Annotated in this window: 21 protein-coding genes; 9 read left to right on the top strand and 12 right to left on the bottom strand. The window is 35.6% G+C overall.

Going from position 1 to position 24,060, the window contains the following annotated elements; translation table 11 throughout:
- Positions 1 to 73: 73 nt before the first annotated feature.
- The 6 genes from H7F21_RS15370 to yiaA form a co-directional block, all read right to left on the bottom strand.
- Positions 74 to 1,390 (bottom strand): prenyltransferase/squalene oxidase repeat-containing protein, encoded by a 1,317-nt coding sequence (locus H7F21_RS15370; RefSeq protein WP_185790191.1) that lies wholly within the window; start codon positions 1,388 to 1,390, stop codon positions 74 to 76.
- 97 nt (positions 1,391 to 1,487) lie between these two features.
- Positions 1,488 to 2,234, bottom strand: coding sequence for an alpha/beta hydrolase (locus tag H7F21_RS15365; RefSeq protein WP_246431502.1), 747 nt, complete (start codon positions 2,232 to 2,234; stop codon positions 1,488 to 1,490).
- A gap of 34 nt (positions 2,235 to 2,268) precedes the next feature.
- Positions 2,269 to 3,147, bottom strand: coding sequence for an alpha/beta hydrolase (locus H7F21_RS15360; protein WP_185790189.1), 879 nt, complete (start codon positions 3,145 to 3,147; stop codon positions 2,269 to 2,271).
- A 29-nt stretch (positions 3,148 to 3,176) separates the two neighbouring features.
- Positions 3,177 to 3,374 (bottom strand): hypothetical protein, encoded by a 198-nt coding sequence (locus tag H7F21_RS15355; protein ID WP_185790188.1) that lies wholly within the window; start codon positions 3,372 to 3,374, stop codon positions 3,177 to 3,179.
- Positions 3,375 to 3,380: 6 nt separating this feature from the next.
- Entirely contained in the window at positions 3,381 to 4,076 is a 696-nt protein-coding gene (locus tag H7F21_RS15350) for a CPBP family intramembrane glutamic endopeptidase (protein WP_185790187.1), read from the bottom strand.
- A 416-nt stretch (positions 4,077 to 4,492) separates the two neighbouring features.
- The gene (gene yiaA / locus H7F21_RS15345; protein ID WP_185790186.1) at positions 4,493 to 4,978 is read right to left on the bottom strand and encodes an inner membrane protein YiaA; all 486 of its coding nucleotides are present in this window, start codon (positions 4,976 to 4,978) and stop codon (positions 4,493 to 4,495) included.
- Between the two features lie 151 nt (positions 4,979 to 5,129).
- Here yiaA and H7F21_RS15340 point away from each other — a divergent pair, with 151 nt between their 5' ends.
- The 3 genes from H7F21_RS15340 to H7F21_RS15330 all read left to right on the top strand — a co-directional run bounded on the left by H7F21_RS15340 (position 5,130) and on the right by H7F21_RS15330 (position 7,566).
- A complete protein-coding gene (locus tag H7F21_RS15340; protein ID WP_185790185.1) occupies positions 5,130 to 6,626 on the top strand; it encodes a hypothetical protein in 1,497 nt (498 codons plus the stop codon).
- Between the two features lie 75 nt (positions 6,627 to 6,701).
- Positions 6,702 to 7,151, top strand: coding sequence for a hypothetical protein (locus tag H7F21_RS15335; protein ID WP_185790184.1), 450 nt, complete (start codon positions 6,702 to 6,704; stop codon positions 7,149 to 7,151).
- Between the two features lie 85 nt (positions 7,152 to 7,236).
- Positions 7,237 to 7,566 carry a hypothetical protein gene (locus H7F21_RS15330; RefSeq protein ID WP_185790183.1) on the top strand — a complete coding sequence of 110 codons (330 nt, stop codon included), beginning with the start codon at positions 7,237 to 7,239 and terminating at the stop codon, positions 7,564 to 7,566.
- A 58-nt stretch (positions 7,567 to 7,624) separates the two neighbouring features.
- Here H7F21_RS15330 and hemL read toward each other — a convergent pair whose 3' ends face one another.
- The 3 genes from hemL to H7F21_RS15315 are packed head-to-tail and all read right to left on the bottom strand — an operon-like array spanning position 7,625 to position 10,650.
- Positions 7,625 to 8,911, bottom strand: coding sequence for a glutamate-1-semialdehyde 2,1-aminomutase (hemL, locus tag H7F21_RS15325; RefSeq protein ID WP_185790182.1), 1,287 nt, complete (start codon positions 8,909 to 8,911; stop codon positions 7,625 to 7,627).
- 3 nt (positions 8,912 to 8,914) lie between these two features.
- Positions 8,915 to 9,715: a glucosaminidase domain-containing protein gene (locus tag H7F21_RS15320; RefSeq protein WP_185790181.1), complete on the bottom strand. Its 801-nt coding sequence runs from the start codon at positions 9,713 to 9,715 to the stop codon at positions 8,915 to 8,917.
- Complete coding sequence (locus H7F21_RS15315) at positions 9,712 to 10,650, bottom strand: 1-aminocyclopropane-1-carboxylate deaminase/D-cysteine desulfhydrase (RefSeq protein ID WP_185790180.1); 939 nt, start codon at positions 10,648 to 10,650, stop codon at positions 9,712 to 9,714. Before H7F21_RS15315 ends, H7F21_RS15320 begins: the two co-directional genes overlap by 4 nt.
- Before the next feature lie 218 nt (positions 10,651 to 10,868).
- Between H7F21_RS15315 and H7F21_RS15310 the strand changes: the two genes are divergently transcribed.
- The 6 genes from H7F21_RS15310 to H7F21_RS15285 all read left to right on the top strand — a co-directional run bounded on the left by H7F21_RS15310 (position 10,869) and on the right by H7F21_RS15285 (position 19,756).
- Entirely contained in the window at positions 10,869 to 14,507 is a 3,639-nt protein-coding gene (locus tag H7F21_RS15310) for a T9SS type A sorting domain-containing protein (RefSeq protein WP_185790179.1), read from the top strand.
- 373 nt (positions 14,508 to 14,880) lie between these two features.
- Positions 14,881 to 15,051, top strand: a complete 171-nt coding sequence (locus tag H7F21_RS15305) for a C1orf53 family protein (RefSeq protein WP_185790178.1) — start codon at positions 14,881 to 14,883, stop codon at positions 15,049 to 15,051.
- Positions 15,051 to 17,060: a urocanate hydratase gene (locus tag H7F21_RS15300; RefSeq protein ID WP_185790177.1), complete on the top strand. Its 2,010-nt coding sequence runs from the start codon at positions 15,051 to 15,053 to the stop codon at positions 17,058 to 17,060. The genes H7F21_RS15305 and H7F21_RS15300 overlap by 1 nt, the downstream gene beginning before the upstream one ends.
- An 11-nt stretch (positions 17,061 to 17,071) precedes the next feature.
- On the top strand, positions 17,072 to 17,632 hold the full coding sequence (locus H7F21_RS15295) for a DUF4136 domain-containing protein (RefSeq protein ID WP_185790176.1): 561 nt from the start codon (positions 17,072 to 17,074) through the stop codon (positions 17,630 to 17,632).
- A gap of 116 nt (positions 17,633 to 17,748) precedes the next feature.
- On the top strand, positions 17,749 to 19,428 hold the full coding sequence (locus H7F21_RS15290) for a SulP family inorganic anion transporter (RefSeq protein WP_185790175.1): 1,680 nt from the start codon (positions 17,749 to 17,751) through the stop codon (positions 19,426 to 19,428).
- 136 nt (positions 19,429 to 19,564) lie between these two features.
- Positions 19,565 to 19,756, top strand: a complete 192-nt coding sequence (locus H7F21_RS15285; RefSeq protein WP_185790174.1) for a cold-shock protein — start codon at positions 19,565 to 19,567, stop codon at positions 19,754 to 19,756.
- Between the two features lie 57 nt (positions 19,757 to 19,813).
- Here H7F21_RS15285 and H7F21_RS15280 read toward each other — a convergent pair whose 3' ends face one another.
- The 3 genes from H7F21_RS15280 to H7F21_RS15270 are packed head-to-tail and all read right to left on the bottom strand — an operon-like array spanning position 19,814 to position 24,044.
- Complete coding sequence (locus H7F21_RS15280; protein ID WP_185790173.1) at positions 19,814 to 20,875, bottom strand: bestrophin family protein; 1,062 nt, start codon at positions 20,873 to 20,875, stop codon at positions 19,814 to 19,816.
- A 52-nt stretch (positions 20,876 to 20,927) separates the two neighbouring features.
- A complete protein-coding gene (locus H7F21_RS15275) occupies positions 20,928 to 22,976 on the bottom strand; it encodes an alpha-ketoacid dehydrogenase subunit alpha/beta (protein WP_185790172.1) in 2,049 nt (682 codons plus the stop codon).
- Positions 22,977 to 24,044 carry a branched-chain amino acid aminotransferase gene (locus H7F21_RS15270; protein WP_185790171.1) on the bottom strand — a complete coding sequence of 356 codons (1,068 nt, stop codon included), beginning with the start codon at positions 24,042 to 24,044 and terminating at the stop codon, positions 22,977 to 22,979.
- Between the last annotated feature and the right edge of the window lie 16 nt (positions 24,045 to 24,060).

The following is a 24,060-nucleotide window of genomic DNA, read 5'->3' as shown; positions in this document are numbered from 1 at the left end:
CATCTAAACTTTAAAATAATCAAAAAGGCTTCAAAACAATTTGAAGCCTTTTTCTTTTCCAAATTTATAGACTTCAATCCTCACCTGTTTGCTTCAAATTTTCAATGTCATTTTCAATGGAAAGAATCAATAGGCTTGTCGCTGTACAAAATACAGGACTGGTAATACAATGATGCCCATTCCAGCTACCATCCTCATTCTGTATTTTGATTAAACGACCAGACACATCATCGTACCAAGTTTTCCAATCATTGTCATCGTTTACAACCATTGATTCACCTGTTTGCAGAAAACTCAAGAACTCCTCGCCCCCATTATTACCAAATCCAGACATGACATCATCACGTTGCGCCTGAACTTTTGAAGCATTATAAACGTTATAAGACGATGTATAACCTATGGCGTCACTTTCAGAAATTCCCAGTTTTTTAAAACTCTCAACAGTTATTTTATCTTTTGCTTCAAGCTTCCCTTCTTTCTTTGCTTTTTCAATTAGCTCCCTGGCCTTTCTTGCATCCTTTGCAGAACCTCTTGCCGAGTTACTTACTGAATACAAAATGATTCCTGCACCATCTGTTGTCTTGACTGATTTCGAATCTTCGTCATAATTATCTTTTAGATATTGCTTCTGTGCTGTTACCACAACTTCATTTAACTCTGCACCTACAGACTGTGCCGATTCTAATGCACTCGTTGCTAGACCAGATTGTAGTACGCCTGCCCAACCAGCACCTTGAACTCTTCCGTCATTTCCGGTAGCCCTTTGAATCTTATCCACACAAATATCCAAACATTTCTCAACACGTTTTTTAGTAGGTTTATCCAACTTCTCTTTTAGAATATTTGAAAAAAACTGCGCTGTCAGTACAGCATCGATGTTCTGCCCCAATTTTGTTTGAATCTGTGTGCCCTTTTCTTTTGTTATAAAAGCGTCGTCTTTTGAAACACTTTCGACTTGTTCTAATAAGAAGTTTAATGCCTTTTGAAGTTGTTCCTTGTACTCTCCCTTTTTCAAAGTACTACCGCTTCTCAGTAAAGCCATGGCCACCATGGATGTTGTTGCAGGATCTGCACTGACCGCATGTGGATTCATCTCACCTTGATTATTATGACTTCCTGCACCATAACCCCCATTTCCTAATTGTGCCTTAGCCAACCAACTCAATCCATCGTTCACGACTGGCTGAATGTTCTTTTTCAGTTTAAACTTGGCATAACCCTCTGAGGATTGTTCTCCAAAGGTGGTCATAAATACACAACCTTTTTCATTTTTAATTTCTACTTCTGCCAAGGATTGTCGTTCAGAAGTTTTGTTTACAGATAAAGCTGTAACAACAAATAATGCCATTACGCTAGTAATTCCTAGTAAAAATTTTGTCTTTGTTTGCATAATCTTTCGTTTTTGATTCAACTAAAAGTATTATGAAAACTTAGTGTGAAGAACTCAGAATGAGTGAAGTGAACTTTTGATTGAGTAAAGCCCTAGCCTAAGGTAGTTTAGAGTTGATAGTTTTGTGATAATCCTGAAATTCTATAAGATTATTATGATCTCCGCCATTTACAGTAATAAAGCTTAAATTATTAATATCTAATTTAGAAAGCTTCTCTCCAGAAGTATACGGTACAATACCATCATCCGTGCCGTGAATAATGGTAATTGGGCATTGAGTTTTTGTTAAATACTTAAACGTGGGAAAATGATATTTCAACAATCGTTTTACAGGAAACATAGGGAAACGATGTTCTGCCACATCTAAAATACTGTAATAGGGTGTCTCTAAAATGAGTTGTTTTGCCTGATTTTTTGAAGCTAAATAAGATGCTATTCCTGTACCTAAAGACCTACCGTATAATGTGATTTGATCTTCAGAATAGTGTTTTAAAAGATAGTCGTAACAATACTGTGCATCTTTATAAAGCGCATCTTCACTTAGCTTACCAGTACTTTTACCGTAGGTTCTATAATCCATGATTAAGACGTCATAGTTTTTTTCTACAAAATACTCCGCTATTATTCCCCATCGACTTAAATCACCTGCATTGCCATGAAAATATAGAATTACACCTTTAGAGTTTTGAGACTTAAAATGAAGTGCATTTATAGTGGCATCTTTCTCGGTGTCTAAATATAGTTCTTTAAAATTATGCTTGAAATTATATTGATAATCTTGCTCCAAAGTGGTTGGCAAGAATAGTATTTTCTCCTGAAAAAAATAAAGTGCAGATCCTATCATAACGTATAAACCTAAAAGAACTAACAGGAACTTTTTAAGCTTTCTTTTTAGCTTTTTTTGATGAGTGAATGACATTAATACTTGTGGTTTCTAGGTCTAAGGTTTTAGATTGGCTATTTAATATATCATCCAACATGTTATGGTATGATTCAAAGTTATTTAAATTTTTATGACCTCCACCTATAACCGAATGCAACTTGGTTAACTTGGGTTGTATCTGCGCTAATTTCACACTGGTTTTATAAGGAATTAACTTATCGTGAGTTCCATGGATAATATGTATTGGGCATTTTACATACTTTAACCATTTATAAGTTGGCAAGGGATATTTTAGCAATAGAGACAATGGCATAAAAGGCGCATAACGCGCTGTGACTTTAGTTAAACTGTAATACGGTGCATCTAGAATGAGCATTCTTGGATTATTTAAAGAGGCAAGTTTTGCTGCAAAACCAGAACCCAATGAACGACCATAGAGAATAATCCGATCTTCCGTAGTCTGTTCCTTAATCTTGTTATAGACCAACTGTAAATCGCGCTTAATTGCTTTTTGAGAACGCTTGCCTGTGCTTTTTCCAAAACCTCTATAATCGACCATTAATACATTATAACCATGCCGCGTAAAATCTACAGCGAACTTTCCCCAGCCCTTAATACTTTTAGAGTTTCCTTTAAGGTATAATACCACACCCTTACTTTCACCTTTTGGAAAAAATCGAAGACCGTTAATTACGGCACCATCTCTTGTTTCTAAATTGTATTCTTTGGTTTCTTGGTTTTCATAGTCGAACTGAAAGTCCTTTGGTAACTTTTCAGGTTTAAACAACATATAATCCTGTAGGTAATATAAAGCTATGCTAATAGCAATATAAATTCCTAAGATTAATAAAGCGGTTGAAACCCAGTAGGTCATGACTTAATGTTATTTACACAAGATACAAATTATTGCGTATCCTCTTTTTCAATGTAATCCTTGATAGATTTATCATTAATTAAAACGTCTTTTAGAACTGCTTCACCATTCTTAACAGCTACCAAAGCATAAGTTTGATAGTATTGCCTAATATTTGAAGCAACATCTTCAGAGATTACCTTATGCTCAAGCAATTCTGGTAATTCGTTTAACATCTTAGATTTCATAATGTATTAATTTATAAATTTTAAAAACACATCCGCAAAAGGATCTTGATTAACAACAGTATAATAGAACAAAGCTCCAAGCCAGCCATGCAATAAACCTAGCACATAAATGTTCTTAGCTCTTAAATACATATACCCATAAAATAGAGCTAAAATGAATGTTCCAATCATTAACCAAATTGAAGGGTAATGCACAATGGAAAAGAATATAGCTGTCACAAAAACTATAAGGCCCTTATTGAATTGCACTCGTTTTAAATCCTTTAAATTTCCGGCCAGCAAACCAATAGTCAAAAACTGCTGAATGCTTCCCCAAATAGGATACGTTATAAGCAAAGGAATTATATGCCAAGTTAGATTTATAGTGCCCTGTATATATCCAATTAGAAAAAACAACCCTATTGCAACTAAAGCAAAAGGCAACATTAATCTTAGTACAGGTTTAAAATTATCCCATCTAAATCCCCAATCCTTAAGGACATTGTTATCCTTTTTATGGCGATAAAACACATAAAAAGACCAAGACACTATGGCTACAATTACAAAAGGTAATCGCCAATTGAGATAATCCATAAAAATAAATTTTCCTATTCCCGTGAGTATCACAGCTATAATTTCTAGGATTCTTATTTTGTCTGAAATTGGTCTTGTTAATTTTAGACTCGCAAATTCAGTCAAATATTTAGTGAGTCTATTTTTCATTATTTTTAATTTATGATAAGAAATACAATTGGAATTTTATTAGGCCTTATTGGAGTATTATTCTTTTTTTCTGCACTAAATAGAAGATCATTTATACTTAGTTATAATTTATTCCAAGTGTTACTTCCTATTATAGGAATAATCCTAATCTGGATTAGCTCTAAGCTCATTGACTTGAAGAAATTTAACAGTACAAACTGGTCTAACTCTAAATGGGCCAATTTTAGTATTACCACAAATCAGGCGATCGTTTTTCTTATAATGCTTGTCGTTTTATTCTTCTTCCTAATTCTTTATTTTACGTATTCTTTATCAGAAAACGTAAAATAGTTTTAGCGAAGTTTATTTTAAAACCTCGCAGCTCTAAACCAGTCCGCGAGGTTTTAGGTTACTAACTAACCATCATTAAAACTAATTCAATCTTTTTTAGTTTCAATTTCCTTATCTATGTAAGCCACATCCCTTGTGTTTTTTTGTACCGCAATCGCAGCAAAAAGACTTAATGTAAAAGACATACCATAAAATCCCTTTTCACTTAGCTCCAGATCAGCATTCCAAAGTCCAATGACCAGCAATACTATAGCCGCTATAGAGGTAAACCAACTAATCCCATAATACATTTCAGTAACTTGTATATTTTCTAATTTATCTCGTACAGCTTTTTGAACAGAAATAACGGAGAATAATCCAAAAAGCAAAATTGTGAAGTAGTAGCCTTTTTCATTGAGTTCCATTGAGGCATTCCAAAGGCCAATACAGTAAGACACCATACCAATAAGTAAAGCTGTCCAAGAAGCTCCGATAAAAGCTGGTGTTGGTTTATTATTATAAACTTTCTTCTCTTTCTTTTTTGTCTTTACGTTTTCTTCATCCTTTAAAGACACGGTTGTTTGATAATTCATAATGTTTTGTTTTAATGATTACAGGACAAATCTGCAATAAAACATCAATCCATAAAAACCATATTTCATAAAAAAATGACGATATATTTACTATATATATTATATATATACTTATATTCATTGTATTTTACAACATAATAATGACGATTAAATGATAGCATTAAATTCTATTGTTGAAACTTTTAATTCTGAAGATCAGCAAAAATTCATCTCTTATTTAGCAGAAAAAAACAAGAGAAAGGATACTAAAAACATTCAGCTATTTAAGCTACTAACGAATCGGAATCTAAATTCTAAGGCCGTATGCAGACAGCTATATAAGGTCGAAAATTGCAATGCCTATCATGCACTAAGAAAACGCCTCTTTCAATCTTTAATAGATTTTACTGCAAATAAAAATCTAGAAGATGAGAATTCAATCGATATGCAGATCATTAAGTATATCTTAGCCTCACGAACTTATCTACTTCAGAAAAACTATGACGTCGCTTACAAGATTCTGGATAAAGCTGAGCGGCTGGCAGACGAGCATCTGCTCTATCCTATTCTTAATGAAATATACCATACCAAAATACAATATGCTCCCAGCTACCCAAAAATAAATTTGGAGAACCTTATATTTAAGCAAACTGAAAATCACAAAAAACACCAATTGGAAGATCAGCTTAATATTGTTTACGCTAAGCTTAAATCTGTTCTCAACACCATTAGCTATCAAGGAAAAGTTGTTGACTTTGAAAATGAGCTCCATATTATTCTAAAAAATAATAATATAGAACTCAGCGAATCCTTATCATTTAAATCTCTTTATCAAATCTTAGCTATTGTTAACATTTCTGCTTTGGTCACCAATAGCTATTTTGAAATTGAAAATTTTGTTTTAAAAAGCTATAAAATCCTAAAAGAGAAAAAAGAAACCAATAAACAATTATACTATCAAATACATATAGTATACATTATTGCGAATACACTTTTCAGAAATAGGAAATTTAAATCTTCACTTAAATACATTCAAGAAATGGAAGAATTAATGCTGCTTAAAAAGGGGGTGTATTTAAAAGAATTTATTCTTAAGAAAACCTTGGTAGAGGCTTTAAACCATAATTTCAGTGATAATCAGAACAAGGCCATTGATCTTGTAGAAGCCACTATCAATAAAAAACATGGAGACATAGAGTCACTTCTAGACCTACACTTATCACTCTTAATGTTCTATTTTCAAAAAGAAGATTATAGTAAAGCCAAATCAGCTGCATCAAACTTTTATCATAAGGATTCATATTATATTGAAAAAGCAGGCATAGATTGGGTGATCAAAAAGAGCCTTGCAGAGATATTACTCTATATAGAACTGCAAGAAGAAGACTTACTCTATTCCAGACTAAAAAGTTTTAGACGTCGATACTCAACATATTTGAAAGAAATTAATCAAAAGCGAATATTAATTTTTTTAAACTTTGCCGAGCGTATCTATAAGAATCCAGAACTTGTAAATAACAAAAATTTGGAAGAAGAACTTAAATCAACTTTTGAATGGACTTCACTACAACAAGAAGATCTCTTTGTTATAAGTTTTTATGCATGGCTGAAAAATAAGATTGAAAAAAACGAGCTATACCATACCACCTTAAAGCTCTTAACTCCTTAATAACAATAGGTTTCAAAATAAAATTTATTACATTTAGCCCAATAAACCCAATATCATAATTTAAAAGAACAAAAAATGAAAAATCTAATAATTGCTGCAATCGCTCTGTTTACCTTAAACTCTTTCGCACAAGAAAAAGAAGTTAAAAAGGTATCCGTGCAGACGAGCCAGGAAATTGATTCGCAAAATCAATCACCAAATTATAAAGCTGACATTGAAACTAAAAAATTATCAGGGCATCTCGACCTTTCCACTGAACAGTATGAAAAAGTGCATGAGATAATGCTAAAGCACTTTGCTTCGGAACAAAACCCAAAGAAAGGTGTAAAAGAAAAAACGGCTATTAAAGTAAAGTCAGATAAGGCTGAGTTAAGTAGAACTGTCTTAAATCAAAACGTAGAGCTTTCTCAAGACCTAAATGAAAAATTAAAGGAAATTCTATCAGAAGAACAATACAAAAAGTATCAACAGTATAATCTTCAAAAGAGAAAATCTTACAAGAAAGTAATGATTAAGGAAAACTAAATAAAGGAATGACCTTTTGGTTGAAAAACTAGAGTTAAATAAAATTAATTGTTATTTTAGTAAGCGAAAAACGAAACAATTTCAGATGAAAAAATTAATTACCTTATGTTTATTCGCCCTAGCTATGTTAGCGGGTACTCAATCTATAACAGCCCAGAGTGCTGCAACGGAAATATCCAAAGAAGCCATAAAACAGACTAAAGCACTAAGCAAGTCCCTAGATTTGGAAGACAATCAGAAAGATAACGTTTATGATGTACTCAAAGAGTACCTAACAAAAAAAGACAGATTGAAAAGTACAGGGACTACCAATAATACATCTTTAAAAAAGTTGGACACTAAATTGTTACTTAAAATGGAGGCAATTCTCACTAAGGTTCAATTTGAAAAGTATAAAACTTTGGATGAACTATAGCTGTACTTTCAAAATAATAAAATAAAAAAAGCCTCAATCTTAGTGAGGCTTTTTTTATTTAAAGTTCCTTTGCAATTTCTTCTACCGCAGCGATTGTTTCGTTCAAATCTTGATACGTAAGTGCATCCGTTATAAACCAACTTTCAAATGCGCTTGGTGCAATATAAATCCCCCTATTCAACATGCCATGGAAGAATTTTTTAAACGTATCGTTATTCCCTTTGGCAGCACTATCAAAATCAACAACCTCTTTATCAGAGAAATGAACAGAAATCATTGAACCAATTCTATTTATTGTATGGACTACATTATTTTTATTTAAAGCATCTGCAATTCCATTATGGAGGTATTTAGTCTTCTCCTCCAATCTATTCATAAGACCTTTATCTTTCTCTATAGCTTTTAACATGGCTAATCCTGCAGCCATGGCTAATGGATTTCCACTTAGCGTTCCAGCTTGGTAAACCGGACCTAGAGGCGCCAAATGGTTCATTATCTCATTCCTAGCTGCAAATGCACCAACAGGTAAGCCACCTCCAATTACTTTTCCGAAGCAAACAATATCAGCATTAACATTTTTTAGTTCTTGGACACCTCCTTTAGCCAATCTAAAGCCAGTCATTACCTCATCAAAAATGAGCAAGATATTGTTAGTATCGCAAATACTTCTCAATCCTTCTAAAAAACCAGCAACAGGAGGTATACAACCCATATTCCCAGCCACTGGCTCTACGATTATAGCTGCAATTTCATTGACGTTAGCAGCAACTAGTTCTTTGACGTTGTCAATATTATTGAACCTAGCCAATAATGTATCCTTAGCAGTACCTTGAGTTACACCAGGACTATTTGGTGTACCAAATGTCACGGCACCACTACCTGCAGCAATTAAAAAAGAGTCACTGTGCCCATGATAGCATCCAGCAAACTTTATAATTTTATCCTTATTTGTAAATCCTCGAGCTAATCGAATTGCACTCATGCAGGCTTCGGTACCTGAATTCACGAACCGGATTTTATCGATATTAGGAACCATTGAGACAGCCAGTTGAGCGATTTCAGTTTCTAAAGCCGTTGGCATACCAAAAGAAGTGCCTTCTCTTGTCCTGTCTATTACAGCTTCTACTACTGGTGAAAATGCGTGACCCAATAACATCGGACCCCAAGAATTGATATAATCAATAAATCGGTTGTCATCTTCATCATATATATATGCACCTTTTGCAGATTTCGCAAAAATCGGAGTGCCTCCAACGGCTTTAAACGCCCTTACTGGCGAATTTACGCCTCCCGGGATTACAACTTGGGCTTCCTTAAAAAGCGCACTACTTCTTTGATAAAACATAGATTAATTAGGAATCATTATTTCTTGACCAACAACAAGATCATTGGAATCGAAGTTATTTAAATTCTTTATAGCATCTACAGTTGTATTGTAACGTTTAGACAGTGAATATAAGGTATCTCCCTTGATAACAACGTATCTCATAACGCCACTATCTACCCTTACCTTTTGAACAATCTTACCGCTTAGGACCTCATCATCATACCTATAAAGCTTATAACGCTCTATTAAACTGATGAGTTTTTGGGGATATTTTCTGTCTGTTGCGTAACCAGCTTCTCTCAGGCCTTTGGCCCAGCCTTTGTAATCATCTGCTTTTAACTTAAAAAGTTTAGCATAACGCTTACGCCCTGTTAAAAAATCTGAATGGTCTTCATAAGAAGATTCTGCTTTCTTATACTTTCTAAAACATTCCTGTGAACGGTCATCATCATGGTAAATTTTAGCGCCTTTCCATCCGTGACATTTAATACCAAAATGATTATTTGCTTTAACTGCCAATCTTCCTTTACCAGAAGCCGATTCTAAAATGCCTTGCGCTAGCGTAATACTTGCGGGAATTTTGGACTTGCGCATCTCAGACTTTGCAATATCAGCGTAACTTTCTATATAAAGACTCACAGAAGTAGGTGGCTTTACAGTTTTTTCTTTTTCTTCCTTATCAAAAAGTTCGCTATGTCGTTCTTTGGTACTTTCCGTTCGCTGTTTTTCGTGCTTTTTCTTTGTGGCGATACCTTTTTTAGGTCCACAACTTAAGACAACTAGAACTAAGACAAATACTATATGTTTAAGCTTTAAATTCATTCTATTAAAGACCACCCCTTTTTTTCTAATTTTATATTCATTCCTTCAATTCCTTGAAGTCCTCCAGTATGGATTGCTAATATCTTGGCATGTTCAGGAAAAAATCCATGATCTATCAAATCTAAGATACCATACATCATTTTTCCTGTATAAATTGGATCCAAAGGAATATGATAGTCGGTTTTAAACCTATTGATAAACGTAATCAGTTCTGGCTTTATTTTAGCATAACCTCCAAAATGATAATCGGTTATTAATTCCCAGTTATCCCGTTTTGCAAATTTACGAATATCTTCTCGTAAAAAATCTCCTTTTAATGCTGGAAATCCTAATATTTTTTGATGCGGTCGAGATGCATTTATCAAGCCAGAGATCGTACCTCCGGTTCCTACTGCACAGCAGATATAGTCAAAATGCAAATCAATAGACTCCAAAATCTCTTCACATCCCTTAACGGCCATTGAGTTGGTTCCTCCCTCTGGTATTAAAAAAAATTCACCATACTCTGCCTTAAGAATTTCAATGTAATGCTTATCTCCTTTTCTTCTATAATCTTTTCTAGAAATAAATTTGAGCTCCATACCACAATCACAGGCAAACTTTAGAGTAGGGTTTAAACTTTGCTTCAATGACAATTCATCGCCTCTTACAACACCAACAGTATTAAACCCATGCTCTCTCCCCGCATAAGCTACTGACGCAATGTGGTTGGAAAAAGCACCTCCAAATGTCAATAGCAATCTTGCATCAGTTTCCTTTGCCCTTTTAATATTATATTTTAGTTTGCGGTATTTATTTCCCGATATAAATGGATGCAACAGATCTTCTCGCTTTATGAAAAGACTAGTGGCAGAATCTTTGAAAAACACCTCTTGATTAATAGTTTTTAGTTTAAAATTAGGATTAAGCAAAAATAAACAACTATTCTCAAGCATCAATATTGTACATTTTGTAATAAGCAAACTTTTAATTTACAATTAAACGATGTTTTTTGTCGTTTTATCGGTAAAAAATTATTTTTTTTTGTTTTTTTTTCTTACGTTTGCTTCTTAAACTAGACATAAAATTCGTGATTTACTTGATTTTTGATATTTAGTTTAGCCTAAATCTAAATATGTAAAATGAAAAAATTCATTTCAAAAACCTACGTGTTATGAAGAATACTTTACGCTTGATTGTATCCAAATACAATAAATATTTTTCGCTTATAGCCCTAGGATTTATCTTATTTTCGGGCCATCTAGTAGATGCACAAGTAACCATATTCAATGATAATTTTGAAACTGGTTTTGGAGATTGGAATGACGGTGGCGATGATTGTGCCAGATCCAATAATACATTCGTTGGAGGAAATTGGAATATAAGACTTCGTGACGATACTGGCGCGAATGCCTCAGTATTTTCTGATGCTGTTGATTTAACTGTCTATGGTCAAATAGATATTAGGTTTAGGTTTAGGTTATTAGGCACTGAAAGTGGCGATGATTTCTTTGTTGAATACAGTGCTAATGGTAATTTTACCGATACTGATATTTTAGTTACATACATCACGGGATCTGGTGTAAATAATGATATTACTTACACCTCTAATCTTTCTATTACAGCTGCAAACTTTACATTTGGTCCAAATTCAAGATTTAGGTTTAGAAGTGATGGCAACGACGATAGCGACCGTGTGCTTATTGATGATATTTTTATCAGAGCTTACCAAGTACCGGCTAATGATGCATGTGCAAATGCAATACCTTTAACTTCTAATACCACATGCGAGAATACAATTGGTACGACTCATGGTGCTTCTCAATCTCTACCTGGATGCTCTGGTACTGCAAATGATGACGTTTGGTATTCCTTTACGGCAACAAATTCTGAACATACAATAAGAGCGGGAGGGTCATCATTAAGGGATATTGCTTTTGAAGTATTTGATGGTAGCTGCGGTGGTTCGTCAATTATTTGTGTAGATGATTTTGGTGGCACAGCCCCTGAAAGCACAACGCTAACTACTTTAACGGTAGGTAATACATACTATATCAGAGTATATAGTTGGTCTAGTAATGCTAGAAATAATGGAACTTTTTCAATTTGTATAATTGAACCCTGTTCAACCTCAACAGCAAATGGAACTTCAGCATTATCTTGTCCTTCCGTTGATGCAGGCGCAGTAGGCTTAAGTGGCTCAGATATCACAATAAATTGCTCTGTTGGTAGTACAGACATAGAAGCTACGTATTTAGATTTAGGTGAAACATCTAGCTACGCTGTAGAGTCTATACCCTATACCCCACCTTTTCAATTTAATTGTTTAGCTAATCCCGTGAGTGTAAATATTGATGACCGATGGTCACCTGTTGTGAATCTCCCGTTTGACTTTTGTTTTTATGGAAATACATACAGTTCATGTGTAATTGGTTCAAATGGGGTTATCTCGTTTGATACGAGTTTGGCAAATTCTTTCTCAGGTTGGAGAATATCAGATAATATTCCTTCAAACGTCAATGCAGATAATAGTGGCGGATTGTTTTTTGGCCCATCAATATATGGTGTTTATCATGATGTAGACCCTTCAGTTGGTGGCGAAATAGGCTATCAGTTAATTACACTAGATTCTGGATGCCAAGCCTTGGTTGCAGCTTGGAGTGATGTTCCAATGTATGATGACAACTCAAAACTTTACACTGGGATGATTGTTTTTTATGAGGATACTAATGTTATTGAGGTCTATATAAAAGAAAAGCAAGTAGTTTCTGGTTGGAACGGTGGTAACGCAGCTGTTGGTTTACAAGAAGATGCTACAAATGGGATAGTTGCTCCTAATCGAAATAGCTTAAGCACCAATTGGACTGCAACTAATGAAGCTTGGAGATTTACACCAGATGGATCATCTATTACTACCTTAAGATGGTATGAAGATTCTATAGCACCAGGTAACGAGATTGCTGACCCTAATGATGATGGTGTAATAACAGTTAGCCCTACAGCTACGACAACATATTTTGCAGAGGTAACTTATAACTTATGCAATAGTTCTACGATAGTAAGATCTGATGCAACTACCGTTACAGTAACAGGTAGTAAGACATGGAATGGCTCAGACAATAATAATTGGCATGATGGAGACAATTGGACACCTGTAGGAGTACCAGATATCACAAATTGCGTTACAATTCCTCCAACAGCAACTAATCCACGCATATACAACGGTGCAGACGGACTTGGTAAAAATATGCAAATTTTGGATGGTGCGGATTTATTACAACAAGCAAATTCAACATTGACCATAGATGATGAGATTATTGTTGAACCATCTGGAAGGTTTAGAATAAGAACTAACGCAAGTGTCGTTCAAGTCAATGACGTTGCTACGAATAATAATATTGGTGTGGCAGAATATAGAAGAAGAGTTAATGGAGTAGGATATTTTGACTATGTCTATTGGTCCTCTCCTGTTAGTGGTTTTGATGTAGAAGATGTATCACCAGGTAGTCCTAGTTTTGGCATTTACAATTGGATACCAACTGTAGCAAACGGTACAGCTGGTAATCATGGTACTTGGGTTAATACCGCAGAGAATATGATTCCTGGTAAAGGATATATCGTCAGAGGTCTCTTGGGTACGGTAGCAACTAACCAAGCTCAATTCGAGGGTATTTTAAATAACGGACAAATATCTGTTCCTATATCCAGAGGATCATATAATGGAGCTGATTATACTGGTGTAGGTAATACAGCAACAGCTGATGATGACAACTGGAATTTACTGGGAAATCCGTACCCTTCTGCTATTTCACTAAGTGCCTTTTTAGGCGCTAACCCAGCAATCGATGGTACTTTATACTTTTGGAGGCATTTGACACCTGCTAGTAATGCTATAGCCAATCCTTTTTATGAAAATTATACCTATAATTATTCATCAAGTGATTATATGGCTGAAAGTGCTACAGGTTCAGTACCTGCTGGTTTTGATGATGGCTTAATTGCATCTGGCCAAGGCTTTTTCGCTTTGATGTTGCACTCTGCATCAACACCAAATACTGTGAACTTCAGTAATATTATGAGAAGCAGTTCATATAATAATAATGCCTTTTACAGAGGCAGCTCAAATCCTATAGAAAGACATCGTATATGGTTAGACTTAGTTGATGAAAGTACTAATACAGCAAACTCTATATTAGTTGGATATGTAGAAGGGGCAACGAATAATATTGATAGATTATATGACGGGCGTTTATTAAAAGGTTCTGGTCATAAGTTTTATTCAATAAATTCAGATAAAGATCTTGTTATAAACGGCAGAGCGCTTCCTTTTGAAGATACGGATTCAGTACCTTTAGGATATGAAACATTAACCTCTGGCGATTATACGGTTTCTATAAATCAACTTGATGGATTATTTGAAAATTCCTCTCAAACCATATATTTAGAGGATACAGAAACAAATATGATTCACGACTTAAGAAACAGCCCTTACTCTTTCACAACAAATCAAGGCATTTTTAATGAACGCTTTATACTAAGGTTTAATAATAATAGTACGTTAGGAATAGATGATGAAGAAGCACTTTCTAATTTAGACATTATAAAAGTTAATGAAAATATCAATGTAAACTCTTCGTATAGCAACATAATATCTTTTGAGTTATTTGATATAAAAGGTAGATTGATTCATAAGAATTTAGACATTAAGAATGATTACTACACCTATAAAACTCAAAACATAAGTTCAGGTGTTTATATCGTAAAAGTTCTGCTGGAAAATGGATCAATAAAAGTGAAGAAACTTATATTCTAGTCAATAATATTTTAAGAATGCCCAAAAAGGTCTTGATCTTAAATAGTCAAGGCTTTTTTCATTTTTATAAGCTTCACGCTCAAATGAAATATTTTTATAGGCTAACATCCATTTTCGATATATTATTAATCGGACAATAAACTCAAAACCGTAAAAAACAAAAAAGGGAAGAATCAATAATTCTAGTTGCTGTCTCAAATGAATCTTTTCGTGATTGATCAATACCTTATTCCATTTCAAAGCTTTATACTTTAAAAACATAAAAGGGAAAATGGTTATCCCGATATAGCCCTTGGGCACAATATATTTTGAAATCAATATCACAATTAGACCCATTCAAAAATCAATCCAATTTACATTATCTTTGTAAGACATGAAAAAATATGTCCCGTTAGAAGAAGGAGATTATTACTTAACACCAGAAGGTTACCGCTGTTTCACAGAGCAATATCACCTAAAACGAGGGTATTGCTGCGAAAGTGGTTGCAGACACTGCCCATACGGATTCAACACAAAAACAAACCAAAAAGACACAAAATCATAATGCCAGATATTAAAGTTTCATTTCAAGACCAAATACCCGAAGGCATCCCTAAAGTATTACCCCAACCAAAGCCGTATGACACTTCAATAAATCATGCACCAAAACGAAAAGAAATTCTCTCACCACAAGAGAAGAACCTCGCTTTAAGAAATGCCCTAAGGTATTTCGATCCAAAGCATCATGAGGAGCTATTACCAGAATTTAAGAATGAACTAGACACTTACGGTCGTATATACATGTATCGTCTTAGACCTGACTACAAAATGTACGCTAGACCAATTAATGAGTATCCTGCTCAATCTAAACAAGCCGCAGCAATAATGCTGATGATTCAGAATAATTTGGATTATGCGGTTGCGCAACATCCACATGAACTTATTACTTATGGTGGTAATGGAGGCGTTTTTCAGAATTGGGCTCAGTACAGACTGACTATGAAATATTTAGCCGAAATGAATGATGAGCAAACTTTAGTCATGTATTCTGGTCATCCTATGGGCTTATTTCCAAGTCACAAAGAAGCACCAAGAGTTGTCGTAACAAATGGCATGATGATCCCTAATTATTCCAAACCTGATGATTGGGAAAAATTCAATGCCTTAGGCGTGACACAATATGGGCAAATGACAGCTGGAAGTTATATGTATATTGGACCACAAGGTATTGTTCATGGTACTACTATTACAGTTTTAAATGGATTCAGAAAAATAGGTAAACTACCAAAAGGCAACCTTTTTGTTACATCTGGATTAGGAGGTATGTCTGGAGCACAACCAAAAGCTGGTAATATTGCTGGTTGTATTACTGTCTGTGCAGAGGTGAACCCCAAAATAACTCAAATACGGTTAGACCAAGGCTGGATTGATGAGAAAATCACAGATTTAGATGAACTAGCTGCAAGAGTCGCAAAAGCTAAAGCTGAAAAAGAAATTATTTCAATTGCCTATTTAGGAAACGTTGTTGATGTTTGGGAAAAATTCGATGAAGCCAATATCCACATTGATTTGGGAAGTGACCAAACATCACTCCATAATCCTTGGGCTGGAGGCTACTATCCCGTTGGATTATCTTTTGAAGCATCCAATACAATGATGGCCAATGAGCCAGAAAAATTCAAAGAACATGTCCAAAAGAGTTTAAGGCAACATGCAGTTGCCATCAATAGGCACACTGCAAAAGGCACTTATTTCTTCGATTATGGTAATGCCTTTTTGTTAGAAGCATCAAGAGCCGGAGCAGATATAATGGCAGAAAAACCAGAATTAGGTAGAGAATTTAGATACCCTAGTTATGTGCAAGATATTATGGGACCAATGTGCTTTGACTACGGTTTTGGTCCTTTCCGTTGGGTATGTGCTTCAGGAAAACCGGAAGATTTATCGAAGACAGATAAAATTGCTTGTAAGGTTTTAGAAGATATCATGAAAAATTCTCCTAAAGAAATTCAACAGCAAATGGCAGATAATATTCAATGGATAAAAGGGGCGCAGGACAACCAATTGGTCGTAGGTTCGCAAGCGAGAATATTATATGCTGATGCTGAAGGGCGAATGAAAATTGCCGAAGCTTTTAATCAAGCAATTTCTGCTGGCCAAATCGGAGAAGTTATTCTAGGAAGGGATCATCATGATGTTTCTGGAACAGATTCACCATACCGTGAAACCAGTAATATCTATGATGGCTCGCGCTTTACAGCAGATATGGCTATTCACAATGTCATTGGAGATAGCTTTAGAGGCGCCACTTGGGTGAGTATTCACAATGGTGGTGGTGTTGGTTGGGGAGAGGTTGTTAATGGTGGATTCGGCATGGTTCTTGATGGTAGTAAAGAAGCATCAACACGATTAAAACGAATGTTGTTTTGGGATGTTAACAATGGTATTTCAAGGCGAAGTTGGGCTAGAAATAAGGGTGCCATTTTTGCAATTAAGCGCGCTATGGAAGTAGAGCCGAACTTACAAGTCACCTTGCCTAATTTAGTCGATGACAATTTATTTGAAACAAATTAAAAAAAAGCGATATGAAGAGATTAATTAAACTCACACCGATTTTGGTTTTTGCCCTACTTCTGTCCTCTTGCAGCTCAGTAAGGGTTGCTGCCGATTATGACAGAGAGACAAATTTTAACGAATACAAAACTTTTGCATTCTTCAAGCCTGGTATTGATAAGGCAGAGATAAGTGATATCGATAAGAGAAGAATTTTACGAGCCATCGAAGCTGAACTCATGGCAAAAGGCATGACAAAATCTGAAAATCCAGATATGTTAGTTAGCATATTCACTAAGTCCAATCAGCGAGTTGATGTTTACAACAATGCTTGGGGCGCAGGTGCTTGGGGCTGGGGAGGCTTCAATCGATGGGGCTGGGGCTGGGGTCCTGGATTTGGTTGGGGAGGAAACAACGTCTCTACCAGAACTGAAGGCATGCTCTTCATTGATTTAATTGACACAAAAAAGAAAGAATTAATTTGGCAAGGGTCAGGCACTGGATACTTGGTCACGAGAAATGTTGAGAAAAAAGAAGCTCGTATAAAGGAATTTGTGGCCAAAACTATGGAGCAATTTCCTCCAGCATTATAAAACTATTACATACTAGAAAAAAGCGCTGAGTAATCAGTGCTTTTTTTTGTTTATACTTATTCATTAGGCTTTAAATCTAAATACTATATCTTTGCCGACTTCTAAGAGAAAACGTTATGATTTTAGGCCAAACCACAAGAAAAAATTTCACGCAGAACCCAAAGAATGATATTCTTTCAGGACTAACAGTAGCTTTAGCCTTAGTACCAGAAGCTGTAGCTTTTGCTTTTGTAGCTGGTGTAGACCCTTTAGTCGGACTCTATGGCGCATTTATGATGGGTATTGTAACCGCTTTATTTGGCGGACGACCAGGTATGATATCTGGAGCCACTGGTGCGATGGCAGTCGTCATGGTTCATCTTATTCAAAAAGGAAACGACGTTGGTTTAGCAATGGATGCACCAATTGAAAACTTAGGATTACAATGGTTATTTATAACCTTGCTTTTTGTTGGTGGCATTCAAATTTTGGCAGGTGTCTTTAAACTTGGTAAGTTCGTTAGGCTTATTCCTCATCCTGTAATGATGGGCTTTGTTAATGGTCTGGCCATTGTCATTTTTCTTGCTCAATTAAAATTATTTCCTAATGCAGTACCAAAGGATATTTCATTTTTTGGAAATACATCCGAATGGTTTGGCGCATTGTTCTCAAATGCAGCTTTCTGGAAAATGATGGTATTTATTGGTCTAACCATGGGCATTATGTATGGCCTACCGAAATTAACCAAGAAAATCCCTTCGGCATTAATTGCAATTATTGTAGTGGCTTCTATTACTATCTTTGGGGGCATTGAAATGAGCACTGTTGGTTCTTTTATTGCAGAAGGCACTGATGGAAAAGGATTAGAGGGAACACTTCCAACGTTTCAAGATCAAATATTTGGGTTCTTCGGAACGCTTTCTGGACACTGGGGCTTAATCCTATCTACTGCTTTTATTCTCGCCGCAGTTGGTTTAATTGAGTCTCTTATGACCTTAAACCTAATTGATGACATGACAGAAACTAGAGGAAATGGCAACCGAGAATGCATTGCTCAAGGAGGTGCAAATATCTTAAATGGATTTTTCGGCGGCATGGGAGGATGCGCCATGATCGGTCAATCAATAATCAATGTAGATTCTGGTGGTCGTGGTCGATTATCTGGCGCCGTTGCAGCTATTGCACTACTCTGCTTTGTATTGTTTGGAGCTCCACTAATCGAACAGATACCTATTGCAGCTTTAGTCGGTGTGATGTTTATGGTGGTTATAGGGACTTTTGCTTGGTCTAGTTTTAGAATCATTAGAAAAATACCATTATCAGACGCTATAGTTTTAATTGCGGTATCTGCTATTACAGTATGGAAAGACTTGGCAGTAGCCGTTATCGCCGGTGTCATTATTTCTGCATTAGTTTTTGCATGGAAGAATGCCACTATGATTAGAGCTCGAAAGCGCATTCAACCAAATGGCACTAAGACTTATGAAATTTGGGGCCCCTTATTTTTTGGCTCAATCCAAAATTTTAATACGAAGTTCGATGTTAAAAATGATCCTGAAAAAGTAGAAATAGACTTCGTAGAATCTCGTGTAAGTGATCATTCTGCCTTAGAAGCCATTTTTAATTTAGTGAATAAATACAAAGCTGAAGGAAAGTCTATCAAACTAAAACACTTGAGTGAAGACTGTAAAATACTTTTGAGAAAAGCAAGTCCTAAATTTGAAGAAGTAATTATTGAAGACATTGACGACCCAAGGTACCATCTAGCTGCTGATCCCGAAAAGTTTACAAAGCCACTTTCAGAATATAATATTTGAAATAAATTACCTCTTAGATGCTAATCCTTAGATAGTTAAAAATTAATATTGTTTATTTACTAAAAGAATCAAGCAAAATTAACTGATAGTCAATTAATTAGACTACTTTCGCAGCCTAATTTAATATAAATTTATTATGAGTACTGGTACAGTAAAATTTTTTAATGATTCTAAAGGTTTTGGATTCATAACAGAAGAAGGAAGCGACAAAGATCATTTTGTACACATTTCTGGTTTAATCGACGAAGTAAGAGAAGGGGATAATGTAGAGTTCGATTTAACAGAAGGAAAAAAAGGATTAAATGCAGTTAATGTAAAAGTTATTTAAATATATCTTTAAAATCTTTTTAAACTGAGCCTATCAACTATGATAGGCTTTTTTATTTTACATCTGTACATGCTTCTCTTCTGGGAATTGACTAGGAATGTCATTAACTTCCTCATCTAACATTTGCCTCAAATCAATCTCTATTCCTCTAGAAATCGTTGAAATAGGCACATCATTTGGCCCACCTTCAAATGGATTTTCTCCTGTCCTCGCTAAGCGCTCCATGGTATGAAATGCCCATGAAACAATAGCACAAAAAGGAACTGCAATCCATATAAAGTATTTACCAACAAGGAAAAAATCGTCAACCATAGTATCACCTATTTCAGCAAACTCTGGAATTAATCCAAATGGCAATAGAATAGTAAATACTCTTGTTAAGTATAATCCTAAGCTAGCATATTGTCTAGGGTAAGGGAAATTTTTAATACGCTCGGATTTTCCTTGATGTGTAAATAAAGATTCTAATACATTTTCTAGCTCTAAAAAAGCAAATTCCCAAATTAAACCTTTCTCCTTAAGCTCCCTAATATGTTTTGATTGAAGGTATAATAACGCGGTCTGTTTATTACCTTTGGATAAAACGTATTGTCTTTCTTCTTCCGACAAGTACATAATTAAATTATCCTCTAGCGTAGAAACTTCCTCAGGAATATGAATCATATCGCGCCACTCTTGATTGGTTTTAGCTTTGTGCTGCGTTTCCCAGCTTTTTCGCTGGCGCATAGCATAGCGCAATGCTGTCATCCAAGCAATATGCCGATATACCAATGTCTTTTTATGCTGCCTTATTTCATCATTTGAAACAGGTACTTCACGATGCTCATTGGTAACCATATCCTGTACTTTCATTCCCCAAGTACGAGACGTATTTACTATAGCTCCCCATATCATGCGAGCTTCCCAAATACGACCATAGGCTGAATTATTTTGAAAACCAACAAGAAAAGCTACAGCGGTACCAATTAAAGCTACAGGAGTCCATGGTACATTTAAAAAGGTAAATCCAAATACTTTATAGAGAACGGTAATAATTCCAGCGTATAGCAGATAGATTAAGGTTTCTCCTCGTGTCCAGAGGACCATATCCTTAACTGAATAGCGTTTTTTGGTAAGCATTTAGTTGATTTTATGAACTGAAAGATACAGAAAATCCTAAATCAATCACTTACTAATAACTCAATAATAGCTCGATTTTATCTTTTACCTTTTCAGTTGAAGGAATCATAGTTTGCTCCAAAGTAGAGTTTAATGGAATTGCTGGCATGTTTTCGCTACCTATAGTCATTACAGGGGCATCTAAATATTTAAAACATTCTTCCTGAATCTTTCCTGCCAATGCTCTGGCAAAACTATTATTTGCAGGTTCTTCAGTAACTACAAGACACTTTCCGGTTTTCTTTACAGAGGTCATAACAGTATCCTCATCTAAAGGAAACAGCGTTCTTAAATCAATGATCTCAATCTGGTCTCGCATATTTAATTCTCCAGCAGCGTTATATGCCCAATGCACTCCCATTCCGTAAGTGATGATAGTACAAGTCTCAAGATTCTCCTGTTTCCAAATTTCCTGTAAGACCCAAGCCTTTCCAAATGGCAAAACGTAATCTTCGCTAGGCTCTTTTGAAGTTGCTGTTAGCGTTCCTGGCACTTTAGACCAATACAATCCTTTATGCTCTAAAATTACAACAGGATTAGGGTCATGATAAGCAGCTTTCATTAGGCCCTTTAAATCGGCACCATTACTTGGGTAAGCTATTTTGATTCCTCGAATATTAGCAATAACACTCTCAACCGAAGACGAATGATAAGGTCCGCCACTACCATAAGCACCAATTGGCACACGAAGTATCATACTTACAGGCCATTTTCCATTAGACAGGTAGCAACTGCGACTAACCTCTGTAAATAGCTGATTTAATCCAGGCCATATATAGTCAGCGAATTGTACCTCAACGATTGGTTTTAATCCAACAGCGCTCATTCCTACGGTAGACCCAACAATAAAAGCTTCTTGAATTGGTGTATTAAATACACGATCGTCTCCAAATTTCTGTGCCAAGGTTGCTGCTTCTCTAAAAACACCTCCTAAGCGTCCTCCAACATCTTGTCCATATAACAAACACTCTTTATGTTCTCGCATTAATTCTTCAACTGCAAATAAGGCACAATCTACCATTACCACTTTATCAGCACCTTCAGGTTCGCGCGTTCCTTTTTCCTCCATTATCGGTGTAGGCACAAAATCGTGTGTAAATAAATCTTCAGGTCCAGGGTCTTCAGCTTGTAAAGCTTTTTCAAAATCTGAAAGTACCTGTGATTTAGCTTCATTCTCTATATTACTCACATCTTTTTCAGAAAATCCATGATCTAATAATTGCTGTCTTAGTACTGGATAAGGATCTCGAGAACGTGCCTCCTCTAAATCATCACGATACCATTCCATACGAACGCCAGATGTATGATGATTTAGCAATGGCACTTTAGCATGTACTAAAAATGGTCGACGCTCTTCTCTAATCGTTTTTATTACGTTTTCAATAGCCTCATAACTTTCTATAAAGTTAGCACCATCAATTGAAATAGCTTCTAATCCATGAAACCCAGCTGCGTATTCTGCTGCGTTCTGCGCCCTTGTTTCCGCTTCATTTGCAGAAATATCCCAACCATTGTCTTGTACTAAATATAGAATTGGCATTTGCTTTAAGGCCGCCATTTGAAACGCTTCTGCAATTTCACCTTCTGTAACTGATGCATCACCAAGTGAACATACCGAAATAGGGTTCTTAATCGATGTATCGTTCAAACCCTGTAGTTCTTTATACTGCATTCCCATAGCAACACCAGTTGCCGGAATCGCTTGCATACCCGTAGCAGATGATTGATGAGGAATTTTTGGTTTGTCATCATCCTTTAAACTTGGATGTGAATAGTATGTTCTTCCACCAGAAAACGGGTCATCCCTTTTCGCCAATAATTGTAGCATTAAATCATAAGGTTCTAAACCAAATGCCAATAACATGGCATCATCTCTATAATATGGAAATGCATAATCTTGCGGTAAGAGTTGCATTCCTAAAGCGACTTGTATAGCCTCATGTCCACGAGATGTGGCGTGCACATATTTTGAAACTTGCTTAAAATTTTCTTCATATAACTCTGCCATTGCTTTTGCCGTGCAGAGTTTCGAAAACCCTTTCTTTAAGATATCCTTATTCATTTAGGCTAATTCCTTTCTTGTTCTAAGCATCCATCCAAATTTATCTTCATGGTCTCCAATTTTAATAGCATTCAATTTATTATTAACCTCCAAACCAACTGGACTTTCATCTGACACATGAATAGTTTCTTCATCCATTCCAATCTCTTGAATATAGGCAATTCCAACAGCTGTTCCCGTGCCAAAAGCTTCTTCTAAAGTTCCATTTGCTGATGCCTCTTTTATCTCATCAATCGTAATTTTTCTTTCAGATACCTTGTAGTCCATGTCTCGCAACAAATCGATAACACTCGCTCTGGTTATACCATGAAGCACTGAACCATCTAACTCAGGCGAGATGAATTCACCATCTATCTTAAAAAAGATATTCATAGTACCAACTTCCTGAATATACCTATGTTCAGCGGCATCCAACCATAGTACTTGGTCATAACCTTTCGCTTTTGCCAATTCCGTGGGACGAATTGCCGCTGCATAGTTCCCAGCAGCTTTTGCTTCACCTGTTCCACCATGTGCAGCTCGGATGTATTGTCTTTCTGCCCAAAGCTTAATGCGCTTGCTAAAAAATGGACCAGCTGGCGATGCCATAATAATGAACTTATAATGCGTAGCTGCTCGCATACCAATAAATGGCTCATCGGCGTACATAAATGGTCTTAAATATAAAGCACTTCCTTGCTGTGGTGGAATCCAATTATGCTCTAAGCTTACCAATTCCTTTAATCCTTCAACAAATAATTCTTCAGGAACATTTGGCATTCCCATGCGGTCTGCACTTTTATTTAAACGCTTTGCATTTTGTTCTGGTCGAAATAACATGGGTTCGCCTCCAGTATTCTTGTAAGCTTTCATACCTTCAAAAATAGCTTGACCATAATGTAAAGCCATTGCAGCAGGATGGGTTGGAATTAATCCCATAGGCATAATTCTTGGGTTTACCCATTCGCCATTTTCATAATCACAGATAAACATGTGGTCTGTAAATGATGTTCCAAGTGGAATATTGTCGAAATCTAATTTATCAAGATTAGATTTTTCGGCTTTGTTAATTGAAATGTTGTAGCTCATAATTTTTAATGATTTA

The organism is Winogradskyella flava (assembly GCF_014243395.1).
Classification (GTDB): Bacteria; Bacteroidota; Bacteroidia; order Flavobacteriales; family Flavobacteriaceae; genus Winogradskyella; species Winogradskyella flava.
This window is presented reverse-complemented; position numbering and strand designations above follow the sequence as displayed.